Raw genomic sequence first — 26,178 nt, 5'->3', positions numbered from 1 at the left:
GCGGTGAGGGGACGCGGGAAAACCGGAAGCAGCGCCTCCGACAGCTCACCCCGTGACAGCCTTGGACCCGCATCACTATTCTCCCCCGAAAACGAAGCGATGGGGGATTGGAAGAATGGCGCGTCGGCGGCTGTTGACCGAAGACCAGTGGGCAAGCCTCCTGGCAGTGCCGGACGACGAACGCGCGATGGTGCGCCACTATACGCTCAGCAGGGACGATCTCGACATCGTCACCCTCCGGCGTACGGCGCACACCCGCCTGGGCTGTGCCATTCTGCTCTGTTATCTCCATCATCCTGGGCGGATTCCTGGACCGGACGAGCGCCCGCCCATGGCGCTGCTGGTGTTCGTCGCCCGGCAGGTGGGCGCCGAGCCTGACGATTTCATCGCCTACAGTCGACGTGACCAGAACCGGCGCGAGCAGGTTGCCGCGATCATGGCACGGACCGGCCACCGTGCCTTTGATCGAACCCTCTTTCGCGACCTTGCCGCCTGGCTGACCTCCAAGGCACAGATCGCACGGGACCCGATCATTCTGGCGACCACCTTGATCGATGAGTTCCGTCGCCGTCGCATCCTGATCCCTTCTGCGGCGATCCTGGAACTGATGCTCCATCAGGCTCGGGGCCGGGCCGAACGGGTTCTGCACCGTGCCCTTGTCGATGGTGTCGACCAGCGGACAACCGACGCGCTGGACCGATTGCTGACCCTGCAGGCCGACACCGAAACGACCATGCTCGCTTGGTTGCGCCGGGTGCCGGCGGCTCCAACCGCCCGCAACATGCTGGCGGTCATTGAGCGCCTTTCCACCTTGAAGGAACTCGGCATCGACCGGTCGTTGCGCGCTCGCGTGCCGGAGGTCGCGTTCGAGCGGCTCGCGGCCGAAGGCCTGCGGATGACGCCGCAGCATCTTCAGGATCTGGCGACGTCGCGCCGGCGTGCTGTGCTCACGGCCACCGCGATCCGCCTGGAGATGGATCTGACCGATGTTACCCTGTCGATGTTCGACAAGCTGATCGGCAGTCTGGCACGGAAGGCCGAGCGCCGGACGGCGGAAAACACCCTGCGTTCCGTCCGCGATACCCAGACCCAACTGCGGGTTCTGCTGACCGCGTGCAAGGCAGTGATCGGCGCGCGGGAGGCTGGCGCCGATCCCTACGAGGCCGTCGACCAAGGGGTCGGCTGGTTCCGTTTCATGAAATGCGTCACCGACAGCGAAGCCCTGGCGAAGCCGGAGATCGCCGACCCGCGCACCGAGATGCTTGGCCGTTACGCCACCGTTCGAGCCTTCGCCCCCACGCTCCTCAATCGCTTCAGCTTTCTCGGCAGTCCATCGGTGACGCCGTTGCTGCGGGCGCTCGACATCATTCGGGTCATGTACGCCGCCGGGCGCCGCACTCTGCCCGAGAAGCCACCGACCGGCTTCATCCGACGCTCCTGGCGCCCCTTCGTCATCAAGAAGGAGGGCATCGACCGGAAAGCTTACGAAATCTGCGCATTGTCCGAACTGCGTGACCGGTTGCGGGCGGGCGACGTCTGGGTGGAGGGGAGCCGCCAGTACCGCGACTTCGAGAGCTGCCTCATGCCGCGTCCGACCTTCGATATCCTTTGCGAGGAGGGGGCGTTGCCCGTGGCCGTTCCACGCAGCGCCGACGGCCACCTTGCTGAAAGAGGCGCGGAACTCGACCGGATTGTTGCCGAAGTAGCGGACCTTGCCGAAGAGGGGTTGCTTGAAGACGTCGACCTGTCCGATGGCGAACTCCGCGTCACGCCGATCCGGGACACGACCCCACCGGAGGCCGAAGACCTTGGCCGCCGAGCTTACGATCTCATGCCACGGGTCAAGATCACCGACCTTCTGCAGGAGGTGGATGGCTGGACCGACTTCTCCGGCTGCTTCACGCACCAACGCAGCGGCCGTCCCGCTGACGACAGGGCGGCAACATTGACCGCTGTGCTGGCCGACGGCATCAACCTCGGGCTGTCCCGGATGGCCGAAGCCTGCCGGGGGGCATCCATGCGGCAACTGGCCTGGATGCACGACTGGCACATCCGCGACGATACCTACATGGTGGCGCTTGCCCGCATCATCGACACGCACCGAGCCTTGCCGTTGGCTGCCGTCTGGGGTGACGGGCGCACGTCATCCTCCGACGGCCAATTCTACCGGGCTGGCGGTCGCGGCGAAGCCGTCGGCGATGTGAACGCCCATCATGGCAACGAGCCGGGCATCGCCTTCTACACCCACGTCTCCGATCAGTACGGCCCCTTCCACACCAAGGTGATCGCAGCGACCGCCAGCGAGGCACCCCACGTCATTGATGGCCTTCTCCATCACCAGAGCGGTTTGGACATCGAGGAGCACTACACGGACACCGGAGGCGCAAGCGATCACGTTTTCGGCCTGTGTGCCCTGCTCGGATTCCGTTTCGCCCCGCGCATCCGCGATTTGAAGGACCGGAGGCTTTACCTGCTGCCCGGTCGGGAGGCCCCCGCCATTCTGCGGCCCTTGGTTGGCGGAACCATCGACATCGAGCACCTCACGGCCAATTGGACGGAATTGTTGCGACTGGCGACCTCGATCCGCTCGGGCACCGCGACGGCCTCGGCCATGCTGCGGCGGCTCTCGGCTTACCCGCGCCAGAATGGCTTGGCCCTGGCTCTGCGAGAACTCGGCCGTATCGAGCGGACCGCGTTCACCTTACAGTGGCTGCGTGATCCCGCCCTCCGCCGGCGCGCCAACGCCGGCCTCAACAAGGGAGAGGCTCGGAACGCCCTGGCCAGGGCGATCTTCTTCAATCGCCTGGGTGAGATGCGTGATCGCAGCTTCGAGAACCAGGTCTTCCGGGCATCAGGGCTGAACCTGCTGGTGTCCGCCATCATCCTGTGGAACACACGCTATCTCGAAGCCGCTTTCGCCGAACTGGCAAGCCAAGGGCATGGCGTAACCCCCGAATTAATGCGGCATGTGGCGCCTCTGGGATGGGAGCATGTCGGCCTCACCGGTGACTATGTCTGGGGAGCCGAACCCCTTCCAGAAGCCGGCCTCAGGCCATTGCGGAGAATGCAGTCCCTGCTCGCCGCATAAGTTCCATTTCCGTTCCCACTTCCCGGACAATCTGATCACTTTCGTGTAGTGACCCCGAGGTGCTGCGCGGTCAGGGATTCCAGATGAATCAGGACCTCACCTTCCTCACCGACGGAGGTGACACCGTGCGCACTTTGGTCACCGAACTGCCGCCCTGCGCCGAGCATATCCTCGACTGGTTCCACGTCACCATGCGGCTGACCGTGCTCGGGCAGTTCGCCAAAGGATTGGCCCACCACGACGAGGCCAAGGCCGCTGCCATCGCGGAGCGGTTGGAGGGCATCAAGTGGTGGCTGTGGCATGGCGATGGCCGGGAGGCTCAGCAGCGGATCGAAGGCTTGGCCGACGATCTTCGAGACCTCACCGTTCCTTACGATGGGCTCAAGAAATTCACCCGGCTGACGGCGGAGTTCGCCACGTACATCGCCAACAACCTGGATTCCATCCCGAACTATGGGGAACGGTGGCGCTATGGCGAGCGCATCTCGACGGCCTTCGTGGAGTCGACCGTCAACGTGGTGATCGACAAGCGGATGTCCAAACGCCAGCAGATGCAATGGACCAAGCAAGGCGCTCACCGTCTGCTCCAGATCCGCACCCGGACGCTCGACGGCACGCTCCGGCCCACCTTCGAGGGCTGGTTCCCCGGTCTGGCGGCGAACGATAATGCCCGAGGGGATCAAGCGGCCGCCTGATGCCGCTCCCCCCAGGATTGTTCTGCTCTCCCAGTTGGAAAGGAACTGGGAGGCGGCGCTTCAGCGTGTCGAGGCGTGCGAAGCGCGGGTCGCGTCCGTGTCGGCTCCCGTTCCGGCTCCCGTGGCGCCGGACTTCGCCGGGCTGGCGGACGACCTGCAGGCCGCCTGGAACGCGCCGGGGGTGACCACCAGGGCGCGTCAACGGCTGCTGCGGACGTTGATCGTCAACATCATCGCCGACGTCGACGAGGCGGCGCGCGAGGTCATCCTCACCATCCATTGGCGCGGGGGCCAGCACTCGCAGCTGCGTCTCACCAAGCCGCAAGCCGGGGAGCACGGTTGCCGGACGCCGGAGGAAGCGATGGCGGTGATCCGCAGCATGGCGACGCGCTGGTCGGATGCGGACATCGCCGCGCAGCTGAACCGGATGGGCATGCGCACCGGGCAAGGGAAATCCTGGACCGGGCACCGTGTCAGCTCGTTGCGCCGGGTCCATGGCATTCATGCTTACCGGTCCGCGGAGAAGGATGGCGAATGGTTGACCCAGTATGAGGCTGCGGCGGCGCTCGGCATTTCGCGCCACCGCCTTGTCCGGCTCATCAATGCCGGCCTGATCGTCGCCGAGCAGGTCGTGCCCGGCGCTCCCTACCAGATCCGTGCTTCGGACCTTCAGGATCAGCGTGTCCTTGCCGCGGTTGGACGCAAAGGCGAGCCGTGCCGCCTCGGTTCCAAGGATCAACTTTCAATGTTTCCAGACACTTGAAGAAGAGGGGCATAATGAACGCACCATCGTCAGCGGAAGACGCAACTGGATGTTCGCCGGTTCCGACGCCGGCGGGGAGCGTGCCGCGGCGATTTATACCATCGTGGAATCCGCCAAACTCAACGGCCTCGATCCCCAGGCCTACCGTAAGCATCCGCTGAGTGCCGCGGTCAGGCAGCTTTTGTCTGCTCGCGGATTGCCTTCCATTCCCAGGGCAGGAGTTCGCGCAGGCGGGTTTGGGGCATGTCGTTGATGCGAGCCAGCACGTCGGCGAGCCACGCCTGGGGATCGACATCGTTGAGCTTGGCGGTGGTGATCAGGCCGTACATGATCGCCGCCCGCTGTCCGCCGCGATCGGATCCGCAGAACAGCCACGCTTTCCTCCCGAGGGCAATCCCGCGCAGGCCGCGTTTGGCGGCATTGTTGGTCAGGCACAGCCGGCCGTCGCCGAGGAAGCGGGTGAAGCTGTCCCAGCGGGTCAGCATGTAGTCCATTGCCTTGGCCACGGGGGCATGGCGGGATAGCCGGGCGCGCTCCGTCCGCATCCAGCCCTCCAGCGCGGCTACCAGGGCGACGCCGTGCTCCTGGCGGGCTGCCAGCCGCTCGGCCGCCGGCTTGCCGTTCAAGGTGCGCTCGAGATCGAAGATGGCGTCGATGCGCCTCACGGCTTCCAGCGCCAGCGGTGAGATCGGTGGGGCGTCCTTGCCGCGCCTGGTGTTCGCGGCGATGTCGGCCAGCTTGAAGAAGCCCCGCCGGGCATGCGCCCAGCACAGCACGTCGTGGATCGGCCCCGGGCGGCGATCGGGTTCGTACAGCCGGTTGTAGCCGGCGAACGCGTCGGCCTGCAGCCAGCCCGTGAAGCCGGCCAGATGCCGTTCGGGATGCTCGCCCCTGCGGTCGCGAGAATAGTGGAACAGCGCTGCCGGTGGGGTTTGGCCGGCGAATGGCCGGTCATCGCGCACATACACCCACAGCCGTCCTGTGTCGGTCTTGCCCTTGGCCAGCACCGGCACCGGCGTGTCGTCTCCATGCAGCCGCCCGGCCGCCATCACATGCGCGGCGATCAGGTCGTGCAGCGGCTTCAGCACCGCGGCGGCGGCGCCCACCTGGTCGGCCAGGGTGGACAGGCTGAGCGGCACGCCCTCCCGCGCGAAACGCTCGGCCTGCCGGTTCAGCGGCTGATGCTGGCCGAACTTCTCGAACAGGAGGGTGGCCAGCAGGTTGGGGCCGGCCCAGCCCCGCGGGGTGGTGTGGAACGGCGCCGGCGGCTGGGTGATCGTCTCGCAGGCCCGGCAGGAGAACCGCTCGCGCACCGTCTGGATCACCTTCCAGTGGCGCGGGATCACCTCCAGCGTCTCGGTGATCGTCTCGCCCAGCTTGCACAGCTTGTCCGAGCCGCAGCACGGGCAGCTCGCCGGTGCCGGCACAACGACGCGCTCGCGCGGCAGGTGGTCGGGAAAGGGTTGGCGTGATGGCCGTTTGCGGGTAAAGGCCGCCACCGCGGTGGTTTTGGCAGCGGCCTGCTCGGCCGCCAACTCGTCCTCGCTGGCCGTCGCTTCCAGCTCTTCGAGCTGGAACTCCAACTGGTCCAGCAGACGCGCCTTGCGCTCGGAGCGTGTGCCGTAGAGTTCGCGCCGGAGTTTCTCGATTTCCAGCTTCAGGCTGGCGATCAGCGCCTCGGTATTCGACGCCATCGCCTTGGCCCGCGCCGCTTCGGCTTCCGCCGCGTCCGCCCGCGCCTCGGCCTGCGCCAAGGCAGCGCGCAAGTTGGCGACGTCGTCGGCCGAGGTGGAGGGGAGCGGGGCGGCGGTCATGGCGCCAGTTTACCTGGGAACGTGCCGTTGAGCCGCCGCAATCGCCCCTGAACCGGTGCGTCGATTCACCGTGTCGCAGTCACCCCGCGGCCTCGGGACGCCAGGTCTTCTGCGGGTTGCGCCAGTCGATGCCCTCGAGCAGATAGCCCATCTGCCCGACCGAGATCGACACCGCGCCATCCGCCGGCGTCGGCCAGATGAAACGCCCCCGTTCCAGCCTCTTCATGAACAGGCAACTGCCCTGGCCGTCATACCAGATGATCTTCACCAGATCGCCAAATCGCGTGACATAGTGCATCCCTCCTTTCACAATCCTGGCAGCGGCATCGTCTCATCTCTTTGATAATCAATGAGGTTCTTGGGGCGCCGCGCCTTAATCTCGTTCACGCCCGTTCGCACGGCGTCCGTGTCCAAGGCTGCCACGGGAATGTGCCACGGGGCCGATGAGACAAGCTGCGTTGCCGGCAGGATCCCACGCTGAATAAGGCGGTGTACGGAGGGAATCGAGATGCCGAGCCGCTTCGCTGCCTTGTCGGCCGTCAGCGTCTCGGGACGGGGTACAGTCGGGTCGAAATCGGAAAGGCCAAGTCGCTCCCGCAACAACCGAACCTTCACGGTCGTCCAGGTCTCTCCGTTATCGCTTCGGCACTTCATGCGGTTCAACGTGACGGAGATCTCATGATCCGGCCAATGCCCGGACAGCTTGCGCACGACCTCCACCGCTCCTGGATGTGCTTTGTTCGCTCGACGCCCGGTCCTGGCCCGTGGGACACGCAGTTCGGTGTGTCGGCCACCTACCCAGTGGATCCGCAGCACCGCCTCGTGCGCTGTGTCGTCGAGGTCGATCACCACCTCCTCCACGAGTAGCCGGGTCAGACGTTGCCGAGTTCGCGTGTCCGCTGTCGGTGCATTCCAGGCCGCCGACAGATCGTGAGCCAACCCCAGAAGAGCCGCCCTGTTCACCCTTGGGCGCGCCGATGAGCGCGCCTCGGCCTCGGCAATCCGACGTTCGATCTGCGCCACCCGTTCCAGAGCCGTATTCCAGCGCGCTTCCAGTTCTCTCACAACATGGCGCTTTTCCGGCTCCACGAGGTCGTACCGGCGAGCCGCCAACGAGGCATCATAGCGGGCCGCCTCCAACTCGCGCTCCAGCGCTGCCCGCTCTTCCGCCCCCGCCGCAGCCGCCTGGTCGGCGGCAAGCAGGGCAGCCTCCACCGCTCTGGTAGAGACGGCTTCCAGCATCTGCGCCACGACCGCCCGGTCGACACGAATACCGCCGATGCCGATGCACAGACCGACACCGACATGGGCATCGTCACCTCGGCATTGGTACCGGTGGGCATGCCCCGACTGCATGCCGTAGAAGACCCGCATCTTGCGACCGCAGTGCCCGCACCGGACCAGCCCGGTCAACAGAGCACGGCCACCACGGCCAGCTTTGCGGGCGGCACGCTTCTGCATGTGGGCATTTTCCTCGAGCATGCGCTGATGCTCCTCGAACTCGGCCCAGGTGATGTAGCCCTCGTGGTTGTCGCGCAGCAGGGTATTCCAGTCGGTGCGCTCTCGTTTATGCCCGCTCGTCTTCCGAGCCCGACCCTCGACAACGCGAGTCCGATTACCCCGTCGGCCGAACACGTAGGCGCCGGCATAGATCGGGTTCTGCAGGACCTGGATCACCGTGTGGTAGGCCGGCGGCTGCCAAAGGATTTTGCAGGCGATGAGGTTGCGCCGCACGACGGGGAGTGACAGCTCGGCGGCGCGCGCCCAGAGAAAAACTTGGCGGGCGCTGCCCAGTTCGCGGAACTTGCTGAACAGCATCCGGATCGCGCCGGCAACGCGCGCGTCAGGATCGATTTCGATCCGTCCGGCCTCGTTCCAGCAGTAGCCGGGCGGTAGCGTGAACCGCAGTTCGCCCCTACGGGCTTTTCCGTCTCGGGCTTCGATGCCGCGTTGACGCAGCAGGCTGAGTTCGTACTCCGACATTGTTCCCTTCAGGCCGAGCAGAAGGCGGTCGTTCAGCAGCCTTGGATCATAGACCTCATCTGGGTCGACGACCAACGCCCCAGCCAGAGCACAAAGGTCAATGAGGTGGTGCCAATCCCGGCCGTTGCGGGCCAGCCGCGATGCCTCGATGCAAGAGACGGCACCGACGGTGCCGGCGCAGACCGCCGCCACCAGCTTCTGAAAGCCAGGACGGCATTCGAGGCCGGAACCGGAGCGGCCAAGGTCCTCATCGATGATCATGACATCGACGAACCCAGCCGCCCGTGCGGCGTCAGCCAAGTCATACTTGCATATTTCGGCGGAAAGCACCCAGCGGGAACGGCGGAAAGCGCCCGGGCAGAACGGTGAAAGCGCCCAGCCGTTTCGGTGAATTCGCCCACCCGTAGGAGTGGTGGTATCGGGGTCCGAACCAGCCTTTGGCATCCCCATGATCTTTCCACGGCACAGGCCAAGGAGGATCGGGATGCCCCGAGCGAGGTCGGACATGCGGCGGATCAGAGAAGTCCTTCGTCTGCGGGATGAGTTTGGCGCCAGCCAACGGCAGATTGCCGATGCCTGCCGGCTGCCGCGCAGCACCGTGCGCGATTACCTGGAGCGGCTACGGGCCTCCGGGCTGCAGTACGCGGATGTGCTGGGCTGGACGGACGTCGAGCTGGAGGAGCGGCTGTTCCCGCCTCCGGTCACGTCGGCGCGCCCGGTGCCCGACTGGCGGCACATCAGCCGGGAACTCGGCCGCCGTGGCGTAACGCTGCGGCTGCTGTGGGAGGAATACCTGGAGGTCCATCCCGGCGGCTATCGCTACACCCAATTCGTCCAGCATTTCCGGGCATGGCAGGGTGCTCATGCCGAGCCGCGTCTGCGCCGGGAACATCGGCCGGGGGCGGCGATCGAGGTTGATTACGCTGGGATGACGCTGACCGTCGGGCTCGGCGCTGAGGCGCGGCAGGCCCAGGTGTTTGTCGCCTGCCTGCCGTATTCGGGCTACGTCTATGCCGAGGCGACCTGGACCCAGCAGGCGGAGGAGTGGCTGGCCTCCCACACCCGGCTGTTCGAACATCTGGGCGGCGTGCCGGGCAAGCTGGTGCCGGATAACCTCAAGGTCGGCGTCAGCCACGCCTCCTTCTACGATCCGGCGATCAACCCGGCTTATCACGATCTCGCCCGGCACTACCGCACCGCCGTCCTGCCGGCCCGGGTGCGGCGCCCGCGCGACAAGCCCAGCGCCGAGAACGGCGTGCAGCAGGTCGAGCGGCGGGTGCTGGCCCCGCTGCGCGATACGCCCTTCGCCACGCTGGACGCCGCCAACGCGGCCTTGCGCGACAAGCTGGCCACCCTCAATGCCGCTCCCTTGAGCCGCCGGCCGCAGGACACGCGCGCCGGCCTGTTCGCCGCCGAGGAGCAGCCGACCCTGCGCCCCTTGCCGCCGGACCGCTTCGTGCCGGGCACCTGGGCGCGCCACAAGGTCCCGCCCGACTATCATCTCGCTCTCGACGGCGGCGTCTACTCGGTGCCCCACACGCTGATCGGCAAGACGGTCGACGTGCACAGCACCGCCGGCGTGATCAGCGTCTTCCTGCGCGGCAAGCGGATGGCCTGCCATGTCCGCCGGCAGGACGGCGCCACCGTGACGCTGGACGCCCATCGCCCCGCCAACCACCGGGCCGTCGCCCGCTTCACCCCCGATGCCATCCAGACCGAACTGGCCGCCATCGGCCCGGCCGCCGCGCTGCTGTTCGAACGCATCCTGGCCGGCGCCGATCACCCCGAACAGGCGGTGCGGGCCGGGATCGGCCTGATCCGCTTGGCGGCCACCCACGGCACCAGCCGGCTGGAGCAAGCCTGCCAGGCGGCGCTGGAGGCCAACGTCGGATCCTACCGCTACGTCCAGCGCTGGTTGACCGCTCCCCCGGCCACAACGGCGGACGCGGCCGGTGCCGGCGAGCACACCAATCTGCGCGGCCCTTCCTACTATCACTGACGGAGATACGATGATGAAGCACGTCAACCACGAGCGGCTGCGCCAGTTGCGGCTGTACGGCATGGCCAAGGGGTTGGAGGCGCTGGAACGCCTGCCCGATCGCGGCCAACTGGCCTTCGACGAGCAGTTGGGCACGCTGATCGAGCGGGAAGCGGCAGAGCGCGCCAACACCGCACTCGCCAGCCGACTGAAACGTGCCCGGCTGCGCCAGACGGCCTGCCTGGAGGACCTCGACCTGCGCACCCCGCGTGGGCTCGATCGCGGTGTTGTGCGCGAGCTGGCCACCGGGCGCTGGGTGAAGGAGAACCGGCCGGTTCTGATCACCGGCCCGACCGGGATCGGCAAGACCTGGCTGGCCTGTGCACTCGGCAACCAGGCGGCGCGGGAAGGCCACAGCGTACTCTACACCCGGCTGACCCGCCTGCTGGACGATCTGGCCACCGCCCGCCTGGACGGTTCGCTCGCCCGGCTGCTGCGACGGATCGCCCGGCTCGACCTGCTGATCCTGGATGACTGGGCGATGACCGAGCTGACCGCGCCTCAGCGCCTGGACCTGATGGAGGTGATCGATGACCGCCACGACCGGGCCGCAACCATGCTGGCCACCCAAGTTCCCGTGGCCAACTGGCATCGGCTCATCGGCGATGCCACCTACGCCGACGCCATCCTCGACCGCCTCGTGCATCGGGCCTACCGCATCGACCTGCATGGCGACTCCATGCGCCGCACCAAGGCCGATGCCGCCAGCGAAACCCCCGACACCTAAGGCCGGTGCTTGGCAACCAAACCCACAACCTTCATAACGTAAATCCAGGGTTCGGCCCCGGCTCCCACCAGCTTGCAATTCGGGTGGGCGCTTTCGCCGAAACGGTGGGCGCTTTCAACCGAAACGCCTGGGCGAATTCGCCGAAATACGCAGTCATACTGTCGGCGACGGCTTTCCGTGTGGTTGATCAATTGACCAGGTGTGGATTGGCGAACATAGATCGCGGCACCGCGGCCCAGATGATCAACGGTGATCTTGGTGCTCATGGGCCTCCTCCCTGTTCTCCATGTCGAGATGGGCGCCCACAGCTTCCAAGAGGAGATCCGCCAGTACTTGCACGACTTCGTCCGGAACGGCGATGTCCTGAAGCGGAACAGAGAGAGCGAGCGAGAGTTGGGACGTCGGCCGCGGTCGTCTGGTCATCGGCAACCTCCTCCGTGGGTGAGTTGTCCGATGCTGCGCCGTCGCCGATCGAGTCCCGCAGATCCGAGAGAACTGCCGCCAATGCGCTAAGGGCTGCGACTGTGGTCTGCGGCGGACACAATGCCGCCATATCAAGGCAGTAGGCCGCGTCGCACATCCAGGCCGGCAATTCCCGGGCGGTATCAGGGCGTTCCTCGAGCCACAGGACGGAGTGACCACCACGTACTGTCCGGCTCACCACCCTCAATGTCTTCCCGTACAGCGGGTGCCACGGATACTCCACGCGAGCCGACTCGAAACTGTATGCTGAATGACGCTCAATCCCCTCGGCGGCCCCGGAAAACAAACAAATGGCCGGCGAACGGGTCCTGCTGAAGGACCTGCTGGGCGAGCATGGCCAACCCGTCCATGCCCTTGCGCATGTCGGTGGCGCCCATCGCCAGATAGACCCGCACCCCGGCGGGAACCGAGATCATGGCGAATCCAACGCGCCGACCAGTCGGCGCAGCGTGGCCGGGGCGATATCCTCGGCGACGCGCAGCACGCGGCCGTTGGCGAGAACCACCTCGACCAGGGCGGCACGGCGCTCGGCTGAGGGTGCCGGCTCCGGCGCCGACGGCGTCTTGGTGGGAGAGAGCAGGCCGGCGGACGGCGGCCCCTCCAACACATGAACCGGCACGAAGGAGGGCGCCGCGGCAGACAGTTCTCCGCTCTTGAACTGTCGGCGCCAGCGGTAGATCAGGCTGGTGCACACGCCGTGGCGGCGGGCCACCGCGACGACGGCGCCGCGCCCGCCGTGGGCCTCGCCGACCAAGCGGATCTTCTCCTCGGCCGAGTAGGTGCGCCGCCCGCCGGCGCCGGTGATGACCTCGATACGTTGGACTGCCACAGTGCAAACCACGCTGCTTGCCACGATGCCAAGCCAGCCACACCCACCGGTGCCGCCGACGTCCAGCTTTCAGCACGCGGCACACTCCTCCCGCAAGGCAGCACTCAGACGACGCTTACGGCGTTTCCGCCCAGGAAGGGGGTGGAGCGCACCGGGCTGTCGCTGGCCACCTTCGAGCTTCAATGAGGCCTGGGCGTTTCCGCCCAGGAAGGGGGTGGCGAGGACTTTGCCGCAGTACACCTGGGTGGAGGTGCTTCAATGAGGCCTGGGCGTTTCCGCCCAGGAAGGGCTGTTCCGGCGGAGCCGACCGCCGGCGCCTCTACTGCCTTGCTTCAATGAGGCCTGGGCGTTTCCGCCCAGGAAGAGCGCGGGCCGAGCTGGGGCGCCGCTATCGCCTTGTGGCTTCAATGAGGCCTGGGCGTTTCCGCCCAGGAAGAGTCCGACCGCTCCCCCTGGGAGCGCCTGACGCTCCATTTGCTTCAATGAGGCCTGGGCGTTTCCGCCCAGGAAGGGCGCCCCAAAGGATGACGGCGCAGGCGGCGGAAAGCAAGCTTCAATGAGGCCTGGGCGTTTCCGCCCAGGAAGAGCGCGGGCCGAGCTGGGGCGCCGCTATCGCCTTGTGGCTTCAATGAGGCCTGGGCGTTTCCGCCCAGGAAGAGTCCGACCGCTCCCCCTGGGAGCGCCTGACGCTCCATTTGCTTCAATGAGGCCTGGGCGTTTCCGCCCAGGAAGGGCGCCCCAAAGGATGACGGCGCAGGCGGCGGAAAGCAAGCTTCAATGAGGCCTGGGCGTTTCCGCCCAGGAAGGGGGGCCGCCTGAAGAAATGGAGAAACAAATGCGCATTCAGCTTCAATGAGGCCTGGGCGTTTCCGCCCAGGAAGGGAGCCCGCACCCAGGGGTCTGGCTGATTGGGTTGACGGCTTCAATGAGGCCTGGGCGTTTCCGCCCAGGAAGGGCTCAGTTCATAGCAAACGCAGATCGGTCACTTTCCACGGGCTTCAATGAGGCCTGGGCGTTTCCGCCCAGGAAGGGTCGGGATGACGGCCGGACATGATGCCCCAGCATTCAGCTTCAATGAGGCCTGGGCGTTTCCGCCCAGGAAGGGCCCCGATCAGGATCTGCCGGCATTGCTGCCGGTAGAGCTTCAATGAGGCCTGGGCGTTTCCGCCCAGGAAGGGGATTATCCCGCAGCGGTGCGAAACTCAGCCAAAACCGCTTCAATGAGGCCTGGGCGTTTCCGCCCAGGAAGGGCCACCCGATGAGGTGGCCTTGTTGCTGTCTGTGTCGCTTCAATGAGGCCTGGGCGTTTCCGCCCAGGAAGGGTGCCGGATGGCCGTCTCATGGCCTACCCTGACCCGGGCTTCAATGAGGCCTGGGCGTTTCCGCCCAGGAAGGGGCGCGCCCACCTGTCGGGCGCCAACCTGTCGGACGCGCTTCAATGAGGCCTGGGCGTTTCCGCCCAGGAAGGGGAAGCCAGCCAGACCTACAAGCTGGGCTACCTGGGGCTGCTTCAATGAGGCCTGGGCGTTTCCGCCCAGGAAGGGGCGGTTGTCCAACCACCGCCGCATCCGCTGGACTGCTGCTTCAATGAGGCCTGGGCGTTTCCGCCCAGGAAGGGTTATTGATGACAAAACAGCCATTGAGATCGTGAAGTTGCTTCAATGAGGCCTGGGCGTTTCCGCCCAGGAAGGGTTCAAGATTGAGGATGTTTCGATCCACATAGTTCTTGCTGCTTCAATGAGGCCTGGGCGTTTCCGCCCAGGAAGGGGGGTCTACAATGACGAAGCCCGAGAGAGCCATATCATTGCTTCAATGAGGCCTGGGCGTTTCCGCCCAGGAAGGGCGTTACCACGATGGGGTGTTCCGCCGCAGTGTTCAAGCTTCAATGAGGCCTGGGCGTTTCCGCCCAGGAAGGGGCGGCGTGCGCCCCATTTCGTCAGCGTCCGTTGGGAGTCGCTTCAATGAGGCCTGGGCGTTTCCGCCCAGGAAGGGGATTTCCCAGAAAGGTCGTGAAGTCCTGGCCTGTATGGCAGCTTCAATGAGGCCTGGGCGTTTCCGCCCAGGAAGGGTTGCCCAATTTGACCAGAGCGACAAGGGGAATGGCGCTTCAATGAGGCCTGGGCGTTTCCGCCCAGGAAGGGCGAGTCTACATCGGCGGCACGCCCCGCCAGAGCGTCTATCTGCTTCAATGAGGCCTGGGCGTTTCCGCCCAGGAAGGGCTCGAAGGGCAGGGCGTTCCTGTCATAGACGATGGGCCAGCTTCAATGAGGCCTGGGCGTTTCCGCCCAGGAAGGGGCGTGATGGACCGCGTGGCGACGAACTCATAGAGCGGCGGCTTCAATGAGGCCTGGGCGTTTCCGCCCAGGAAGGGCGGCTCGACATCGACAAGCTGCAGATCAGGGTCGGCAGGGCTTCAATGAGGCCTGGGCGTTTCCGCCCAGGAAGGGGATATGCGCGGGACGCCACCGGTACGAACTTCATGCGTCGCTTCAATGAGGCCTGGGCGTTTCCGCCCAGGAAGGGCAAGCCGAGCGACGTTGCTCGGCTGGTGGTTTCCCTCCGGCTTCAATGAGGCCTGGGCGTTTCCGCCCAGGAAGGGGGCCTTCGGCGGCAGGAAGGCGACGATCAGCCCCAGCTTCAATGAGGCCTGGGCGTTTCCGCCCAGGAAGGGGGCCGCTGGCACAAGACCAACACCGTCTATGTCGCGTCGGGCTTCAATGAGGCCTGGGCGTTTCCGCCCAGGAAGGGCGATGCACAGCAGCAGCTTGATCACACTCTTTCGACGCTTCAATGAGGCCTGGGCGTTTCCGCCCAGGAAGGGCCGCCTCTCCCGCCGCAACCCGGGCAAGATCACGCCGGCTTCAATGAGGCCTGGGCGTTTCCGCCCAGGAAGGGGGGGCGCTCAGCCCGGCGACGGCCTCACGGCCGGCGGCTTCAATGAGGCCTGGGCGTTTCCGCCCAGGAAGGGACGGCCAGTGGCACGAGGCCATGCCTCCCGAGGCCGCGGCTTCAATGAGGCCTGGGCGTTTCCGCCCAGGAAGGGTCTTCGAGAAACTGCATCGCGTCTTCGAAGGTGCCGACGCTTCAATGAGGCCTGGGCGTTTCCGCCCAGGAAGGGCATGTCCGAAGTCCACCGCCCGCCGCCGAACCCCAGGCTTCAATGAGGCCTGGGCGTTTCCGCCCAGGAAGGGCTGCGGAGATTCCGGCTGGACCGTGTATTTCGAGCGCGCTTCAATGAGGCCTGGGCGTTTCCGCCCAGGAAGGGCCGCACCGTGGCGCGGCGCCGTCGGGTCAGCCTTCCACGCTTCAATGAGGCCTGGGCGTTTCCGCCCAGGAAGGGGACGGCACCAGGGGCGATTGCCAGCAGGCGGCGCTTGCTTCAATGAGGCCTGGGCGTTTCCGCCCAGGAAGGGCGGTTCTAAGTGTGTAGTTGCATCCTGGGATATGCATGCTTCAATGAGGCCTGGGCGTTTCCGCCCAGGAAGGGGGTGGAGCTGACGGAGACGGTGACCGTGCGGCCCGGCGCTTCAATGAGGCCTGGGCGTTTCCGCCCAGGAAGGGTCCGTCAACCTCTTGTCCATCGTTCAACCCCGCGCAGCTTCAATGAGGCCTGGGCGTTTCCGCCCAGGAAGGGCCGAGGTGATCGACCGCGCGCAGGGCGAGAACCAATATCGCGCTTCAATGAGGCCTGGGCGTTTCCGCCCAGGAAGGGATCCTGCGGCGCGAAGACGTGCAGCTGTGGCCATCAAAGCTTCAATGAGGCCTGGGCGTTTCCGCCCAGGAAGGGCTTTCAACATGGCTACGCATTCCAAAGACATTCGACGGCTTCAATGAGGCCTGGGCGTTTCCGCCCAGGAAGGGCCATCGTCCACGACCTCGCCCAGGCCCGCGTTCGCGCGCTTCAATGAGGCCTGGGCGTTTCCGCCCAGGAAGGGGGCGCCCCATGCGATCAAGATCCCCGCTAGCAAGGGCTTCAATGAGGCCTGGGCGTTTCCGCCCAGGAAGGGGGGGGATGGGATTTCGGGCATGGGTGCCTCCGGGCATGCTTCAATGAGGCCTGGGCGTTTCCGCCCAGGAAGGGTGGGTATGGGGGTTGGCTTCCGGTTGCAACCGCACGGGCTTCAATGAGGCCTGGGCGTTTCCGCCCAGGAAGGGCCGTCTCTGTGATCGCCAAGGCGGTATCCGCACCGACTGAGCTTCAATGAGGCCTGGGCGTTTCCGCCCAGGAAGGGACTCCGTCAGCCTACCACCAGACACACCGCTTCCGCCGCTTCAATGAGGCCTGGGCGTTTCCGCCCAGGAAGGGAAGTGGCAACACGATGACACCACAGCACGACGGCGACATGGCGCTTCAATGAGGCCTGGGCGTTTCCGCCCAGGAAGGGGGCTGAAGGAAATGGGGGCGCTCCCCCTCCCCGCGCCCTGCTTCAATGAGGCCTGGGCGTTTCCGCCCAGGAAGGGCAAGGGTGGGCGAGGTGGTTCGCCGTTCATTGTGATGCTTCAATGAGGCCTGGGCGTTTCCGCCCAGGAAGGGGCCGTTGCGCCGCGGCCCCTCGATCCGGTGCCGCGGGGCTTCAATGAGGCCTGGGCGTTTCCGCCCAGGAAGGGCTACGACGCCATCGCCTACGACAACGCCGGCTTCACCCGCTTCAATGAGGCCTGGGCGTTTCCGCCCAGGAAGGGGGAGTGCTGGCGAAGTGGCTGGAGACGGCAGACGCCGCTTCAATGAGGCCTGGGCGTTTCCGCCCAGGAAGGGGGTCCGACATTGGAGGCGCCCAGCACGCGGCGGGCCTGCTTCAATGAGGCCTGGGCGTTTCCGCCCAGGAAGGGAATGATCCGGAATGGGGTCGGATCAATATTCCGAACGCTTCAATGAGGCCTGGGCGTTTCCGCCCAGGAAGGGATCGCGTCTCTTTCGCCCGCATGGACTTGGCAGACGCGCTTCAATGAGGCCTGGGCGTTTCCGCCCAGGAAGGGCGGCCTCTTCCAGTTCGAAGTTGGGTCCATCCTGCAGCTTCAATGAGGCCTGGGCGTTTCCGCCCAGGAAGGGATGGCCGACCTTCTCACGGACGATCCTAAGGACGCTGAGCTTCAATGAGGCCTGGGCGTTTCCGCCCAGGAAGGGTTGTAATCCGGGTACTGGTATGCCGCATATGCAAGCTTCAATGAGGCCTGGGCGTTTCCGCCCAGGAAGGGGCCTGCCGTCCGGGACGTACGAAACTTGATCGTTGCGCCGCTTCAATGAGGCCTGGGCGTTTCCGCCCAGGAAGGGGCGTCTACACGGGCTTCTCCATGGGCGGGAAGTACGTGCTTCAATGAGGCCTGGGCGTTTCCGCCCAGGAAGGGACGGGCCACCGCGAAGGCGAACGATGTCGCAGATGTAGCTTCAATGAGGCCTGGGCGTTTCCGCCCAGGAAGGGAGCCACCACTATACTCTCTTATTTTATAGCTAAAAATGACGCCGATTTCGAGGGGTATCTCATTTCCCGGATCGCCAAGCCGGACTCCGATCCACATTCGTTCTTCACGATGTCAAAGAACCGCGTGCGGGCAACCACTTGGCAAATTCGAGCGGTGCCGGCATTTTCATGCGTGCCGGACCCCTCGCAAAAGGGGCGGCGGGCATCCAGCATAGCATCACCCACAATGCTCACACCACGATCGCCTCGCGCCGGATCGTGTCGAATGGACGGCCAAGGCTCTCTATTCGCAAATCCACTGTTTCGGCCGGACCGATGTCCATGATCAGGACATGATCCTCCGACGGCTTGATCAGACCGTCCAGTCGGGCGCCCAAGGCCGCCCGTCGGCGCGGGGTCAGGCGGCATTGGAAAACCGAAAGCTGAAGCCAGCGGCCATAGCCCTCCATCGCCTTGAATACCCGCCGCCCCCGTTTCGGGTCGCCGATGTCGTAAGTCACGATGTAAAGACGCTCGTTGCCAGCCATCGGCGGCCCCTCTCGCTTATCGTGGGCAGTAATGCGTGTAGCGGTCGAATTCGCCCAGCAGATGGCGGGCCAGCAAACGCGCCTGCACATGAAGCATCCGCCGCATCGAGATCTGATAGCCGAAGTCCGGATGGGACGCCTCCTGTTCCAGCCGCCGCTCGAAGGCGCGGATCAGTGTTCGCCGTCCCGCGACCGTCAGGTTGCAGCCCGGTCCCACGGTGATGAAATCGCCGGGCGAAAGCTCTCCGTTGTTCAGGACCATCAGCACCGTGGAATCGGCCAGGATCGGCCGCAACGGCTCCATCAGATCCAAAGCCAGCGCCGGGCGGCCCGGCCTGTCGGCGTGGTACAGGCCGGCCCAGGGATCCAGTCCGGCGATCTCCAGCGCCGTGGCGCAGGTGCGCGCCAGCAGCGAATAGCACAGCGACAGGCAGGCATTGACCGGGTCGGCCGGCGGACGCCGAGAGCGCCGGTCGAAGCCGAACTCCGGCAGCCCCGCCACCTTGTCGGTGAACAGGGAGGGAAAGGCGCGGAAATAGACCGCGGCCCCTTCGCCCTCGACTCCCAGAAGTTCCGGCAGCGAGGCGACCTTCGCGGTGCGCTCGGCCAGCCGTTTCAGCGTATCGGCGGCATGCTCGCGCTCGGCTTCGGTCGCCCGCCAGTTCCGGCGCAGGATGGTGCGCTGGTTGCGCAGTTTCGCCCGGACGAGGTCACGGGCGAACAGAAGCCGGCGGAAGGCGTCGCCGCGCACCGCATATTGCGCCTCTCGCGCATGCGCGCTGCGCGGCCCCCGCCCGCCGGTGGTGGCCATGAACCAGAATCCGCTGGACATCCAGGCGATGGGGATTTCCTCGCGCACCAGCGCATGCAGGGCCGGCGTGGACAGCGACACCGGGCCCGAGAGCACCAGTTCGGAGACCTCGCCGATCGGCACCTCGCGATCCTGCTCGTTCTCCGCTGTGATCACCAGCAGGTCGCCTTTCTTGCCGACCCGCGCCCCCGGCTGCTGGACATAGAGCGGCATGGCCGAATCGGCGGCCGGCGGCGGCGTGCGCGGCGGGCCGCCGCTGCGGAACAGATTGACCTCGTCCGGCAGGCAGATCGGCAGCAGCGAGCATTTCGCGCATTTGCGGCTGTTGTCGAGCGGCGGCGGGATGCGGCGGGCGGCGGCAGCCAGACGCAGGCCCGAAGCCGCTTCGCGGGTGCGGGCGCGCAGCTCCTCGTCGAAGGCAACCGGCACCCGTTCCCGGCTGCCGGAAAACCACAGGAATCCGTCGCCCACCCGGTATCCGTTGTCCTCCAGCACCAGCCCCTGGGCGCAGAGCTGGACCTTTTCCGGTTCATAGGCGCCACCTTCCACATGGGGGCGCTTGCCCTTCTTGAAATCGATGGGGGTGAGAATGCCGTCATCCCCCTCGATCACGTCCATCTTGGCGACCAGCCCAAGCCGTTCGGACGACAGCTCGATGGAGCGGACCTCGAAGGGCGGGGCCTCGTCGGCCTCCTCCGGCGGGGGCAGGGTGCCGCGCCCGGCATCGACGCGGGCATGGATCCGCTTGCCTTCCTCCGTATCGGCGCTGGCCGCCCAACTGCCTTCGACCCATTCCAGATAGGCCAGACGCGGGCAATAGACCCATTCATTGACCATGCGCGCCGGCACCAGCAGGTCGGGATCGCTTTCCGGCGGGGCGGGAAGGGCGAGGCTCAACTGTTCGGTCATCGGCACCACTCCCTGACGGATGACTTGCCCGAGCTACCCCCCTAACCAAAAGGGGAATATTTCCTGATTAAAACTCAAAAAAGAACAAATTATTCGCTATTTGCAATTTTAAGATATATAAACACCTTATTGTCAACCTTTTGTTTAGATTGCCGAGGCAATCGTCGCCCATGGGGTTGTGAGGGGAGGGCGGCATGCGCATCCAGTTCGGCTGGCATCTGGACGGCACCCGTTGGCCGGAAACGCCCGACGGCGGCATCCGTGGCCTGGGCGATGCGGTGGTCGGACCGGAGGGGCTGCTGGGACTGCTGGAAAGCGTCATTGGCCTCGGCGGGCCGGATGCGCCGCAGGTGCTGCGCGTCGCCCAGTTCCTGGCCCGCTTGCGGGCGGTGGACGATGGCGCGCGTTTCTTCAGCGCGGCGCTGGCCGCCGATGGCTGGGCGGTCGCCGCCCTGATCCTCGGCTGGCGCGATGCGCTGGTCGAAGCCGGCTGGGTCGGTGCGGATCCCGCCGGGGGCGAGCGGTTGTCGACGCTCGCGGCGGTGGAACGGGCGGACGGACCGCTGGCACCCGGCCGCGCCGACCGTCTGCGTGCTTTGCTCGACGCGCTGGCCGGCTTGCCGCCGGCCTTGCCGGTTTCGGAATTGCGCCTCGCCACGCCGGCGGGGTTGCTGCCGCCGGGCTGGCGGCTTCTGCTGGACCGGCTGGCGGCGGCGGGTGTCCGCATCCTGCCATGCAAGGAAGGGGGCAAGGAAGGGGGCAAGGAGGGGGACGCGTTGGGGGCTGGCGATCTGGCGGCTCTCGGGCGTCGTCTTGCCGGCGACCGCAGCGCGGAGGCCGACGGCGACGGCACTGTGACGGTGCTGGAGGCCGACGATGAATGGATGGCGGCGGAGGTGGTGGCCGGCTGGCTCGCCGCCCGGCCGGACCTCAATCATCAGCTGGTGATCGTCCGGGGCCAGCGCACCACGCTGCTGGACGAGGCCTGCCGCCGTCTGGGGCTTCCCCGTCCCGGCGGGGCTGGGCGCTCGCCCTGGCGGGGGGCGGCGCAGGTGTTGCCTCTGGCCTTCGCCGCGCTGTGGGAACCGTTGGACGCCCACCGCCTGATGGAACTGCTGACCCTGCCGCAGTCGCCGATCCCGTCCGGGGTGGCGGAAGCCTTCGCCGATGCGCTGGTCAAGGCGCCGGGCATCGGCGGTCCGGTCTGGCAGGAGGCGTGGCGCACCGCGCGCGACCGTCGCCGCGCGAGGCTGGAGGCGCGCGGCCTGTCCGGCAAGGAGCTGGAACGGCGGCTGGCGGCGGAGGAGCGGGAGTGGCGCGGCTGGCTGGAAAGCGCCCGCTTTCCGGAGACGGCGGGGGTGCCGGTGCCTACAGCGGTGGCCTTGTGCGGGCGGGTGGCGGCCTGGGCGCGCGGGCGCGCGGCACCCCGGCCGGGAAATCAGGGTGGTGAGCGCGACGAGATGCTGGACGCCGTCGCCGACCAGGCGGAGACGATGGCGGCGGTGGTCGCCGCCTGCGGTTTGCCTCGGCTGTCGCGGCCGCAGCTGGACCGCATGCTCGACATGGTGGTCGCCGACGGCGTCGCCGTGCCGGCCGGCGGGGCGGAGGCGGCGGCCTGGGCGACGGTCGATGATCCCGGACAGATCTGGGGGGCGGCCGGCACCGTGCTGTGGTGGGGCTTCGTCGAGCCGGCCGCCACCCATCCCGCCATCCCGTGGAGCAATGCGGAGCGTCTGGCGCTGGCCGGCGCCGGCTGCCTGCCGGAGCCTGCGGGCGCGCGTCTGGCCCGCGAGGCCTGGGCATGGCGGCTGCCGTTGCTGAACGCGGTCGACCGGCTGATCCTGGTCAAGCCGCGCCGGATCGCCGGGGAGGTGACGGCCGACCATCCGTTGTGGCACGAGATCGGACCGGCATTGGCCCGTTGCCCGCCGCTGTCGGCGGGCGCCGCCCTGACGGCGGATCGCCTGACCTTCGCCGGGCGGACGCTCACCCGCAAGGAGCTGGAGCCGGGAGTGCCACCCCAGCCACGGGCGCGCTGGCGGGTTCCCGCCGGGGCGGTCGCGGTGCCGGACCGGCTGTCGGCCACCAGCCTCGAACGTCTGCTCGGCTGCCCCCTCGCCTGGGTGCTGCACCATGTCGCCGGCATCCGGTCCGGCGTGCTGCGCGCCATCCCGGACGGGGTGCGTCTGCTCGGTTCGCTCGCCCATGCGGTGCTCGCCGCGTTGCTGACCGAGCGGCCCGACTGGACGCCGGATGACGCCGCCACCCGCGCCGCCGCTCTGTTCGACCGTCTGCTGCCGGCTTTGGCGGCGCCGCTGCTGCGCCCCGGCCTGGGGCTGGAGATGGAGCGCGCCCGTGCTGGCGTGGCGGAGGCGGCCCGCCGGCTGGTGGTGCTGATCGCCGAGGCCGGGCTGCGGGTGCGCGGCTGCGAGGTTGCGGTGGAGGCCGACCTTGGCGGCGTGACGCTGGAGGGGCGGATCGACCTGCTGCTGGAAACGGCGGCGGGCGCGCCGGTGGTGCTCGACCTGAAATGGAGCGGCGGCGACAAGCGCCGCCGCCAGGAGATCGCCGAGGGGCGGGCGGTGCAGCTCGCGGTTTATGGCCGGCTGGTCGGCGGCGAGGCGGGCCCGGCGGTTCCCGCCGGCTACATGATGCTGGCCCAGCAGCGGCTTCTGGCTTGCGCGCCGGCCCCTTTCCCGCCGCATCTGCATGTGCCGGGCAGCGACCTGCCGGCGGTCTGGCGCGCCGCCTGGAGCGGCCGCTCGGCGGCGCTGGAGCGTCTGGCCGATGGCGACATCCGGGCGGCCGGGATTCCCGGCGACGGCGGCCCCGGATCGCACGAACCGGCCGGATTGACCTTGGAACCACCCTGCAACTTCTGCGGATATGGACGCCTGTGCGGCGTCGGGAGCGTCGGCGCATGAACACACCTGACGATCTGACCCCGATCGATCTGGTGACGGCCAGCGCCGGCACCGGCAAGACCCACCGGCTGACCCGCGCTTATCTCGACGCCGTCGCGGCGGGCACAGCGCCGGAGGCGATCCTCGCCACCACCTTCACCCGCAAGGCGGCGGCTGAACTGCTGGAACGCATTCGCGGCGGGCGGTTCGAGGCCGGCCTGAACGAGGCGGCGCGCGATGCGCTGGCCGGGCGGATCGGCACCGTCAACGCCCTGTTCGGCCGCATCGCCGCCGATTTCGCGCTGGAGGCCGGGCGCTCCCCCGTCGCCGAGGTGATCGCCGAGGAGCGCGCCGCCGCCCTGTTCGCCGCGGCGGCCGACACGGTTATTCTCCGCCATGGCGACGGCGTCGAAGCCGCCGCCTGGCGCCTGCGGCTGCCGGACTGGCGCGGTCTGGTGCAGGAGGTCGGCGCCAGGGCGCGGCTGAACGGCATCGCGCCGGATGACCTCGCCTTATCGGCCGAGCGCTCGCTCGCCGGGCTGTTCGCCCTGCTGCCGCCAGCGGCGGAGTCCGGCGAACCGCTCGACCGCGCCCTGGCCGACGCGGTGTCCGCCGCCGTCGCCGCCATCGGTGCTGCCGGCGACACCGGTGTGAAGAAGACGGCGGATGCATTGGCGGTCCTGAAGGACGCCGCCGCCCTGCTGGATGACGGGCGTCCGCTGCCCTGGGCCGAATGGGTGCGGCTCGGCAAAATCGATGCCGGCAAGCGCTGGACCGCCCAGGTCGATCCGGTGCGGGAGGCGGCCGGCGCCCATCTGCGCCATCCCCGTCTCCGCGCCGACCTGCGCGCCCTGGTCGACGGGGTGTTCCGCTGCGCCGCCGAGGCGATGGAGGCCTATGGCCGGTTCAAGCGCGACCGGGGACTCGTCGATTTCGTCGATCAGGAGTGCGAGGCGCTGGCCCTGATGGAACGGCCCGAGCTGCGTGCCCGGCTGGCCGAGCGGATCGAGCTGGCGCTGGTCGACGAGTTCCAGGACACCAGCCCGATCCAGCTCGCCCTGTTCCTCCGGCTGGCTCGGGTGGTTCGCCGCTCCGTCTGGGTCGGCGACGCCAAGCAGGCGATCTATGGCTTTCGCGGCACCGATCCGGCGCTGATCGACGCGGTGGTCGCCACGGTGCCGCGCGCCACCGCCGGCGTGACCGAGCGGCTGCCGACGAGCTGGCGCTCGCGCCCCGGTCTGGTCGCCTTCCACAACGACCTGTTCGGCACCGCCTTCCCGCCGCTGGGGATCGCGCGGGACGATGCGACGGTCGGCGGCTGCGCCCGCAAGGACGGTGCCGACCAGCCGCCGCCGCTGGCGTTGTGGACGCTGGGCGGCAAGAACTGGGATCAGGCGCTTGCTGCGCTCGCCCGCGGCGTCGCGACCGTGCTGGCGGTGCCCGAGGCTTGGCCGGTCGGTGTGCGCGGCGACCGGGACGGTCTCACCCGTCCGATCCGGGGCGAGGACATCGCCATCCTCTGCCGCAAGAACGAGCGGTGCGCCACCATGGCGCGGGCGCTGGCCGCCGCCGGGCTGAAGGTGGCGGTCGGACGGCAGGGTCTGGTCTCGACGCCGGAGGCCGGTCTGGCGCTCGCCGCCCTGCGCTATCTGGTCGATCCGGCCGACACGCTGGCGATGGTGGAACTGGCCCATGCGGACGGGGATGGCGGTGGACAGTCGAGCTGGTTGGAGGAATGGCTGCGCCCCGACGCCGCCCGGCGGGCGCGGGAGGAGTCGGAGGCGCTGCGGGCGCTCGACGCCGCGCGCGGGCGGCTTCTGCGCCTCACCCCGGTGGAGGCGCTGGAAATCGCCATGATGGCCGGCGGAGTGGTGGAGCGGGTCAAGCGCTGGGGCGACGCCGCCGGGCGGCTGGCCAATCTCGACGCGTTGCGCGGACTGGCCCGCGATTACGAGGAGGAGTGCCGCGCCAGCCGTGGAGCGGCCACTGCGGGCGGCCTGATCGGCTTTTTGAGCGATGTGGACAAGGGGGGCGACCAGCCGCCCGCCACCGATGCCGCGGCGGTGCGGGTGATGACCTACCATCAGGCCAAGGGGCTGGAATGGCCGCTGGTGATCGCGCTCGACCTTCAGGAGGGACCGGACCCGTCGCCTTTTGGCCTGTCGGTGGAGGGGCCGGCGGACGGTGTCGATCCCTGGAACCCGCTGACCGGGCGCTGGCTGCGCTGGTGGCCCTGGCCCTATGAGAAGCAGCGCAAGGGCACCGGGCTGGACGGTCCCGCCGACGCCAGCCCGGAAATGGCCGCCGCCCGCGCCCGCGAGCAGGCGGAAGCCGTGCGCCTGCTCTATGTCGGGCTGACGCGGGCACGGGATTATCTGGTCCTGGCCCAGGCCCGGCACGGCGCCGCCTGGTTGGCCGCGCCCCGGGACGCGGACGGTGAGCCGGTGGTCCGGTTGCCGGCGGCGGGCGACGAGCCGGAATTGCGGGTCGCCGCCGCCACCCATCCGGTCAGGCTTGCCGCCTTCGAGCCGCCGGAGGAAACGGAGCTGCGGTCGTCCGCCGATCCGGAGGCATCCGTCTTCACCCTGCCGCCCGCGGCCCCGGTGGAACATCCACCCTTGCGGATCGTTCCCAGCCGCTGGCGTCCGGCAGCCGGTGCGCCGTCTCCCGTCCTGCTGGGAGAAACGCGGCTGGGGGAGCGCCTGCCGACCCCCGGCGGCGCCGACATCACCCGGCTGGGCGAGGCGATGCATGGCTTTCTGGCGGTGGACCGGCCGGAAATTCCAACAGCCCGCCGGCTGGCGCTGGCCGCCGGGCTGCTGGCGCGCTGGGAACTGCCGGGGATGGCCGACGCCCTGGTCGAGGCGGGCGACCGGCTGTGGCGCCTGCTGGCGGCCCGCTGGCCGGGGGCTGGCTGGCGGTGCGAGGTGCCGGTGCAGGGGCGGCTTGGCCTGCAACGGGTGTCGGGCCGCATCGACCTGCTGGTCGATGCGGGGGCGGGCTGGGTGATCCTCGACCACAAGGCTTTTCCGGGCCCGCATGAGCGGTGGGGCGAGCGCGCCTTGGAGCATGCGCCCCAGCTGGCGCTTTACGCCCGGCTGGTGGCGGAGGCCAGCGGCCGCCCGGTGCTGGGATGCTTCATCCACATGCCGGTGGTCGGGCGGCTGCTGGAGCTGGGGTGAGCCGCC

Annotated in this window: 13 protein-coding genes, 2 pseudogenes and 1 CRISPR repeat array; of the genes and pseudogenes, 7 read left to right on the top strand and 8 right to left on the bottom strand. The window is 67.8% G+C overall.

The features are described from left to right. Window positions 1-115: 115 nt before the first annotated feature. The 3 genes and pseudogenes from AZL_RS14695 (at window position 116) to AZL_RS14685 (ending at window position 4,546) form a co-directional block, all read left to right on the top strand. A complete protein-coding gene (locus tag AZL_RS14695) occupies window positions 116-3,088 on the top strand; it encodes a Tn3-like element ISAzs17 family transposase (RefSeq protein WP_012975307.1) in 2,973 nt (990 codons plus the stop codon). Window positions 3,089-3,144: 56 nt separating this feature from the next. Next, window positions 3,145-3,783, top strand: a pseudogene (locus AZL_RS14690) (ISKra4-like element ISAzs26 family transposase); the annotation flags it as partial. Then, the gene (locus AZL_RS14685) at window positions 3,755-4,546 is read left to right on the top strand and encodes a recombinase (protein ID WP_012975305.1); all 792 of its coding nucleotides are present in this window, start codon (window positions 3,755-3,757) and stop codon (window positions 4,544-4,546) included. The pseudogene AZL_RS14690 and the gene AZL_RS14685, both read left to right, overlap by 29 nt. A 170-nt stretch (window positions 4,547-4,716) precedes the next feature. Here AZL_RS14685 and AZL_RS14680 read toward each other — a convergent pair whose 3' ends face one another. From AZL_RS14680 to AZL_RS14670, 3 genes are all read right to left on the bottom strand, one after another. Continuing rightward, window positions 4,717-6,360 carry an IS66 family transposase gene (locus tag AZL_RS14680; protein ID WP_012975304.1) on the bottom strand — a complete coding sequence of 548 codons (1,644 nt, stop codon included), beginning with the start codon at window positions 6,358-6,360 and terminating at the stop codon, window positions 4,717-4,719. Window positions 6,361-6,439: 79 nt separating this feature from the next. Further along, the gene (gene tnpB, locus AZL_RS14675) at window positions 6,440-6,658 is read right to left on the bottom strand and encodes an IS66 family insertion sequence element accessory protein TnpB (protein ID WP_042443260.1); all 219 of its coding nucleotides are present in this window, start codon (window positions 6,656-6,658) and stop codon (window positions 6,440-6,442) included. 8 nt (window positions 6,659-6,666) lie between these two features. After that, window positions 6,667-8,850: a recombinase family protein gene (locus AZL_RS14670; protein ID WP_247894229.1), complete on the bottom strand. Its 2,184-nt coding sequence runs from the start codon at window positions 8,848-8,850 to the stop codon at window positions 6,667-6,669. On the opposite strand from AZL_RS14670, the gene istA reads away from it, so the two are divergent. Together istA and istB are read left to right on the top strand one after the other, a co-directional pair. Beyond that, window positions 8,828-10,342, top strand: coding sequence for an IS21-like element ISAzs2 family transposase (gene istA, locus AZL_RS14665; protein WP_012972683.1), 1,515 nt, complete (start codon window positions 8,828-8,830; stop codon window positions 10,340-10,342). The two genes, AZL_RS14670 and istA, sit on opposite strands and share 23 nt — an antisense overlap. Window positions 10,343-10,352: 10 nt before the next feature. Next, window positions 10,353-11,108, top strand: a complete 756-nt coding sequence (gene istB / locus AZL_RS14660; protein WP_012972684.1) for an IS21-like element ISAzs2 family helper ATPase IstB — start codon at window positions 10,353-10,355, stop codon at window positions 11,106-11,108. On the opposite strand, the gene AZL_RS34265 is transcribed toward istB, so the two are convergent. The 5 genes and pseudogenes from AZL_RS34265 to AZL_RS14635 form a co-directional block, all read right to left on the bottom strand. Beyond that, window positions 11,105-11,374 carry a hypothetical protein gene (locus AZL_RS34265; RefSeq protein WP_086935370.1) on the bottom strand — a complete coding sequence of 90 codons (270 nt, stop codon included), beginning with the start codon at window positions 11,372-11,374 and terminating at the stop codon, window positions 11,105-11,107. The two genes, istB and AZL_RS34265, sit on opposite strands and share 4 nt — an antisense overlap. A 477-nt stretch (window positions 11,375-11,851) precedes the next feature. Continuing rightward, window positions 11,852-12,007 (bottom strand): annotated as a pseudogene (gene tnpB, locus AZL_RS14650) (IS66 family insertion sequence element accessory protein TnpB); the annotation flags it as partial. After that, window positions 12,004-12,420: an IS66-like element accessory protein TnpA gene (locus AZL_RS14645; protein WP_042443257.1), complete on the bottom strand. Its 417-nt coding sequence runs from the start codon at window positions 12,418-12,420 to the stop codon at window positions 12,004-12,006. The gene AZL_RS14645 and the pseudogene tnpB (AZL_RS14650), both read right to left, overlap by 4 nt. Window positions 12,421-12,523: 103 nt before the next feature. After that, a CRISPR array of direct repeats spans window positions 12,524-17,840; the repeat unit is 37 nt; unit sequence GCTTCAATGAGGCCTGGGCGTTTCCGCCCAGGAAGGG. 230 nt (window positions 17,841-18,070) lie between these two features. Beyond that, window positions 18,071-18,367, bottom strand: coding sequence for a CRISPR-associated endonuclease Cas2 (gene cas2 / locus AZL_RS14640; RefSeq protein WP_012975299.1), 297 nt, complete (start codon window positions 18,365-18,367; stop codon window positions 18,071-18,073). A 16-nt stretch (window positions 18,368-18,383) separates the two neighbouring features. Continuing rightward, window positions 18,384-20,087 carry a CRISPR-associated endonuclease Cas4/Cas1 gene (locus tag AZL_RS14635; protein ID WP_042443255.1) on the bottom strand — a complete coding sequence of 568 codons (1,704 nt, stop codon included), beginning with the start codon at window positions 20,085-20,087 and terminating at the stop codon, window positions 18,384-18,386. A gap of 194 nt (window positions 20,088-20,281) precedes the next feature. On the opposite strand from AZL_RS14635, the gene AZL_RS14630 reads away from it, so the two are divergent. After that, window positions 20,282-23,011 carry a PD-(D/E)XK nuclease family protein gene (locus tag AZL_RS14630; protein ID WP_012975297.1) on the top strand — a complete coding sequence of 910 codons (2,730 nt, stop codon included), beginning with the start codon at window positions 20,282-20,284 and terminating at the stop codon, window positions 23,009-23,011. Beyond that, window positions 23,008-26,172, top strand: a complete 3,165-nt coding sequence (locus tag AZL_RS14625) for a UvrD-helicase domain-containing protein (protein ID WP_012975296.1) — start codon at window positions 23,008-23,010, stop codon at window positions 26,170-26,172. Before AZL_RS14630 ends, AZL_RS14625 begins: the two co-directional genes overlap by 4 nt. Window positions 26,173-26,178: the final 6 nt, after the last annotated feature.

This window comes from Azospirillum sp. B510, assembly GCF_000010725.1.
GTDB lineage: Bacteria > Pseudomonadota > Alphaproteobacteria > Azospirillales > Azospirillaceae > Azospirillum > Azospirillum lipoferum_B.
The sequence above is the reverse complement of the archived record's forward strand: the minus strand, read 5'-3'. Positions and strand labels throughout refer to the sequence as shown.

Bases quoted from the DNA above. Each gene is read 5' to 3' on its own strand.
- AZL_RS14695 (WP_012975307.1), top strand. From the start codon at position 116: ATGGCGCGTCGGCGGCTGTTGACCGAAGACCAGTGGGCAAGCCTCCTG.
- AZL_RS14685 (WP_012975305.1), top strand. From the start codon at position 3,755: ATGCCCGAGGGGATCAAGCGGCCGCCTGATGCCGCTCCCCCCAGGATT.
- AZL_RS14680 (WP_012975304.1), bottom strand. From the start codon at position 6,360: ATGACCGCCGCCCCGCTCCCCTCCACCTCGGCCGACGACGTCGCCAAC.
- tnpB (WP_042443260.1), bottom strand. From the start codon at position 6,658: ATGCACTATGTCACGCGATTTGGCGATCTGGTGAAGATCATCTGGTAT.
- istA (WP_012972683.1), top strand. From the start codon at position 8,828: ATGCCCCGAGCGAGGTCGGACATGCGGCGGATCAGAGAAGTCCTTCGT.
- AZL_RS14670 (WP_247894229.1), bottom strand. From the start codon at position 8,850: ATGTCCGACCTCGCTCGGGGCATCCCGATCCTCCTTGGCCTGTGCCGT.
- istB (WP_012972684.1), top strand. From the start codon at position 10,353: ATGATGAAGCACGTCAACCACGAGCGGCTGCGCCAGTTGCGGCTGTAC.
- AZL_RS34265 (WP_086935370.1), bottom strand. From the start codon at position 11,374: ATGAGCACCAAGATCACCGTTGATCATCTGGGCCGCGGTGCCGCGATC.
- cas2 (WP_012975299.1), bottom strand. From the start codon at position 18,367: ATGGCTGGCAACGAGCGTCTTTACATCGTGACTTACGACATCGGCGAC.
- AZL_RS14635 (WP_042443255.1), bottom strand. From the start codon at position 20,087: ATGACCGAACAGTTGAGCCTCGCCCTTCCCGCCCCGCCGGAAAGCGAT.
- AZL_RS14630 (WP_012975297.1), top strand. From the start codon at position 20,282: ATGCGCATCCAGTTCGGCTGGCATCTGGACGGCACCCGTTGGCCGGAA.
- AZL_RS14625 (WP_012975296.1), top strand. From the start codon at position 23,008: ATGAACACACCTGACGATCTGACCCCGATCGATCTGGTGACGGCCAGC.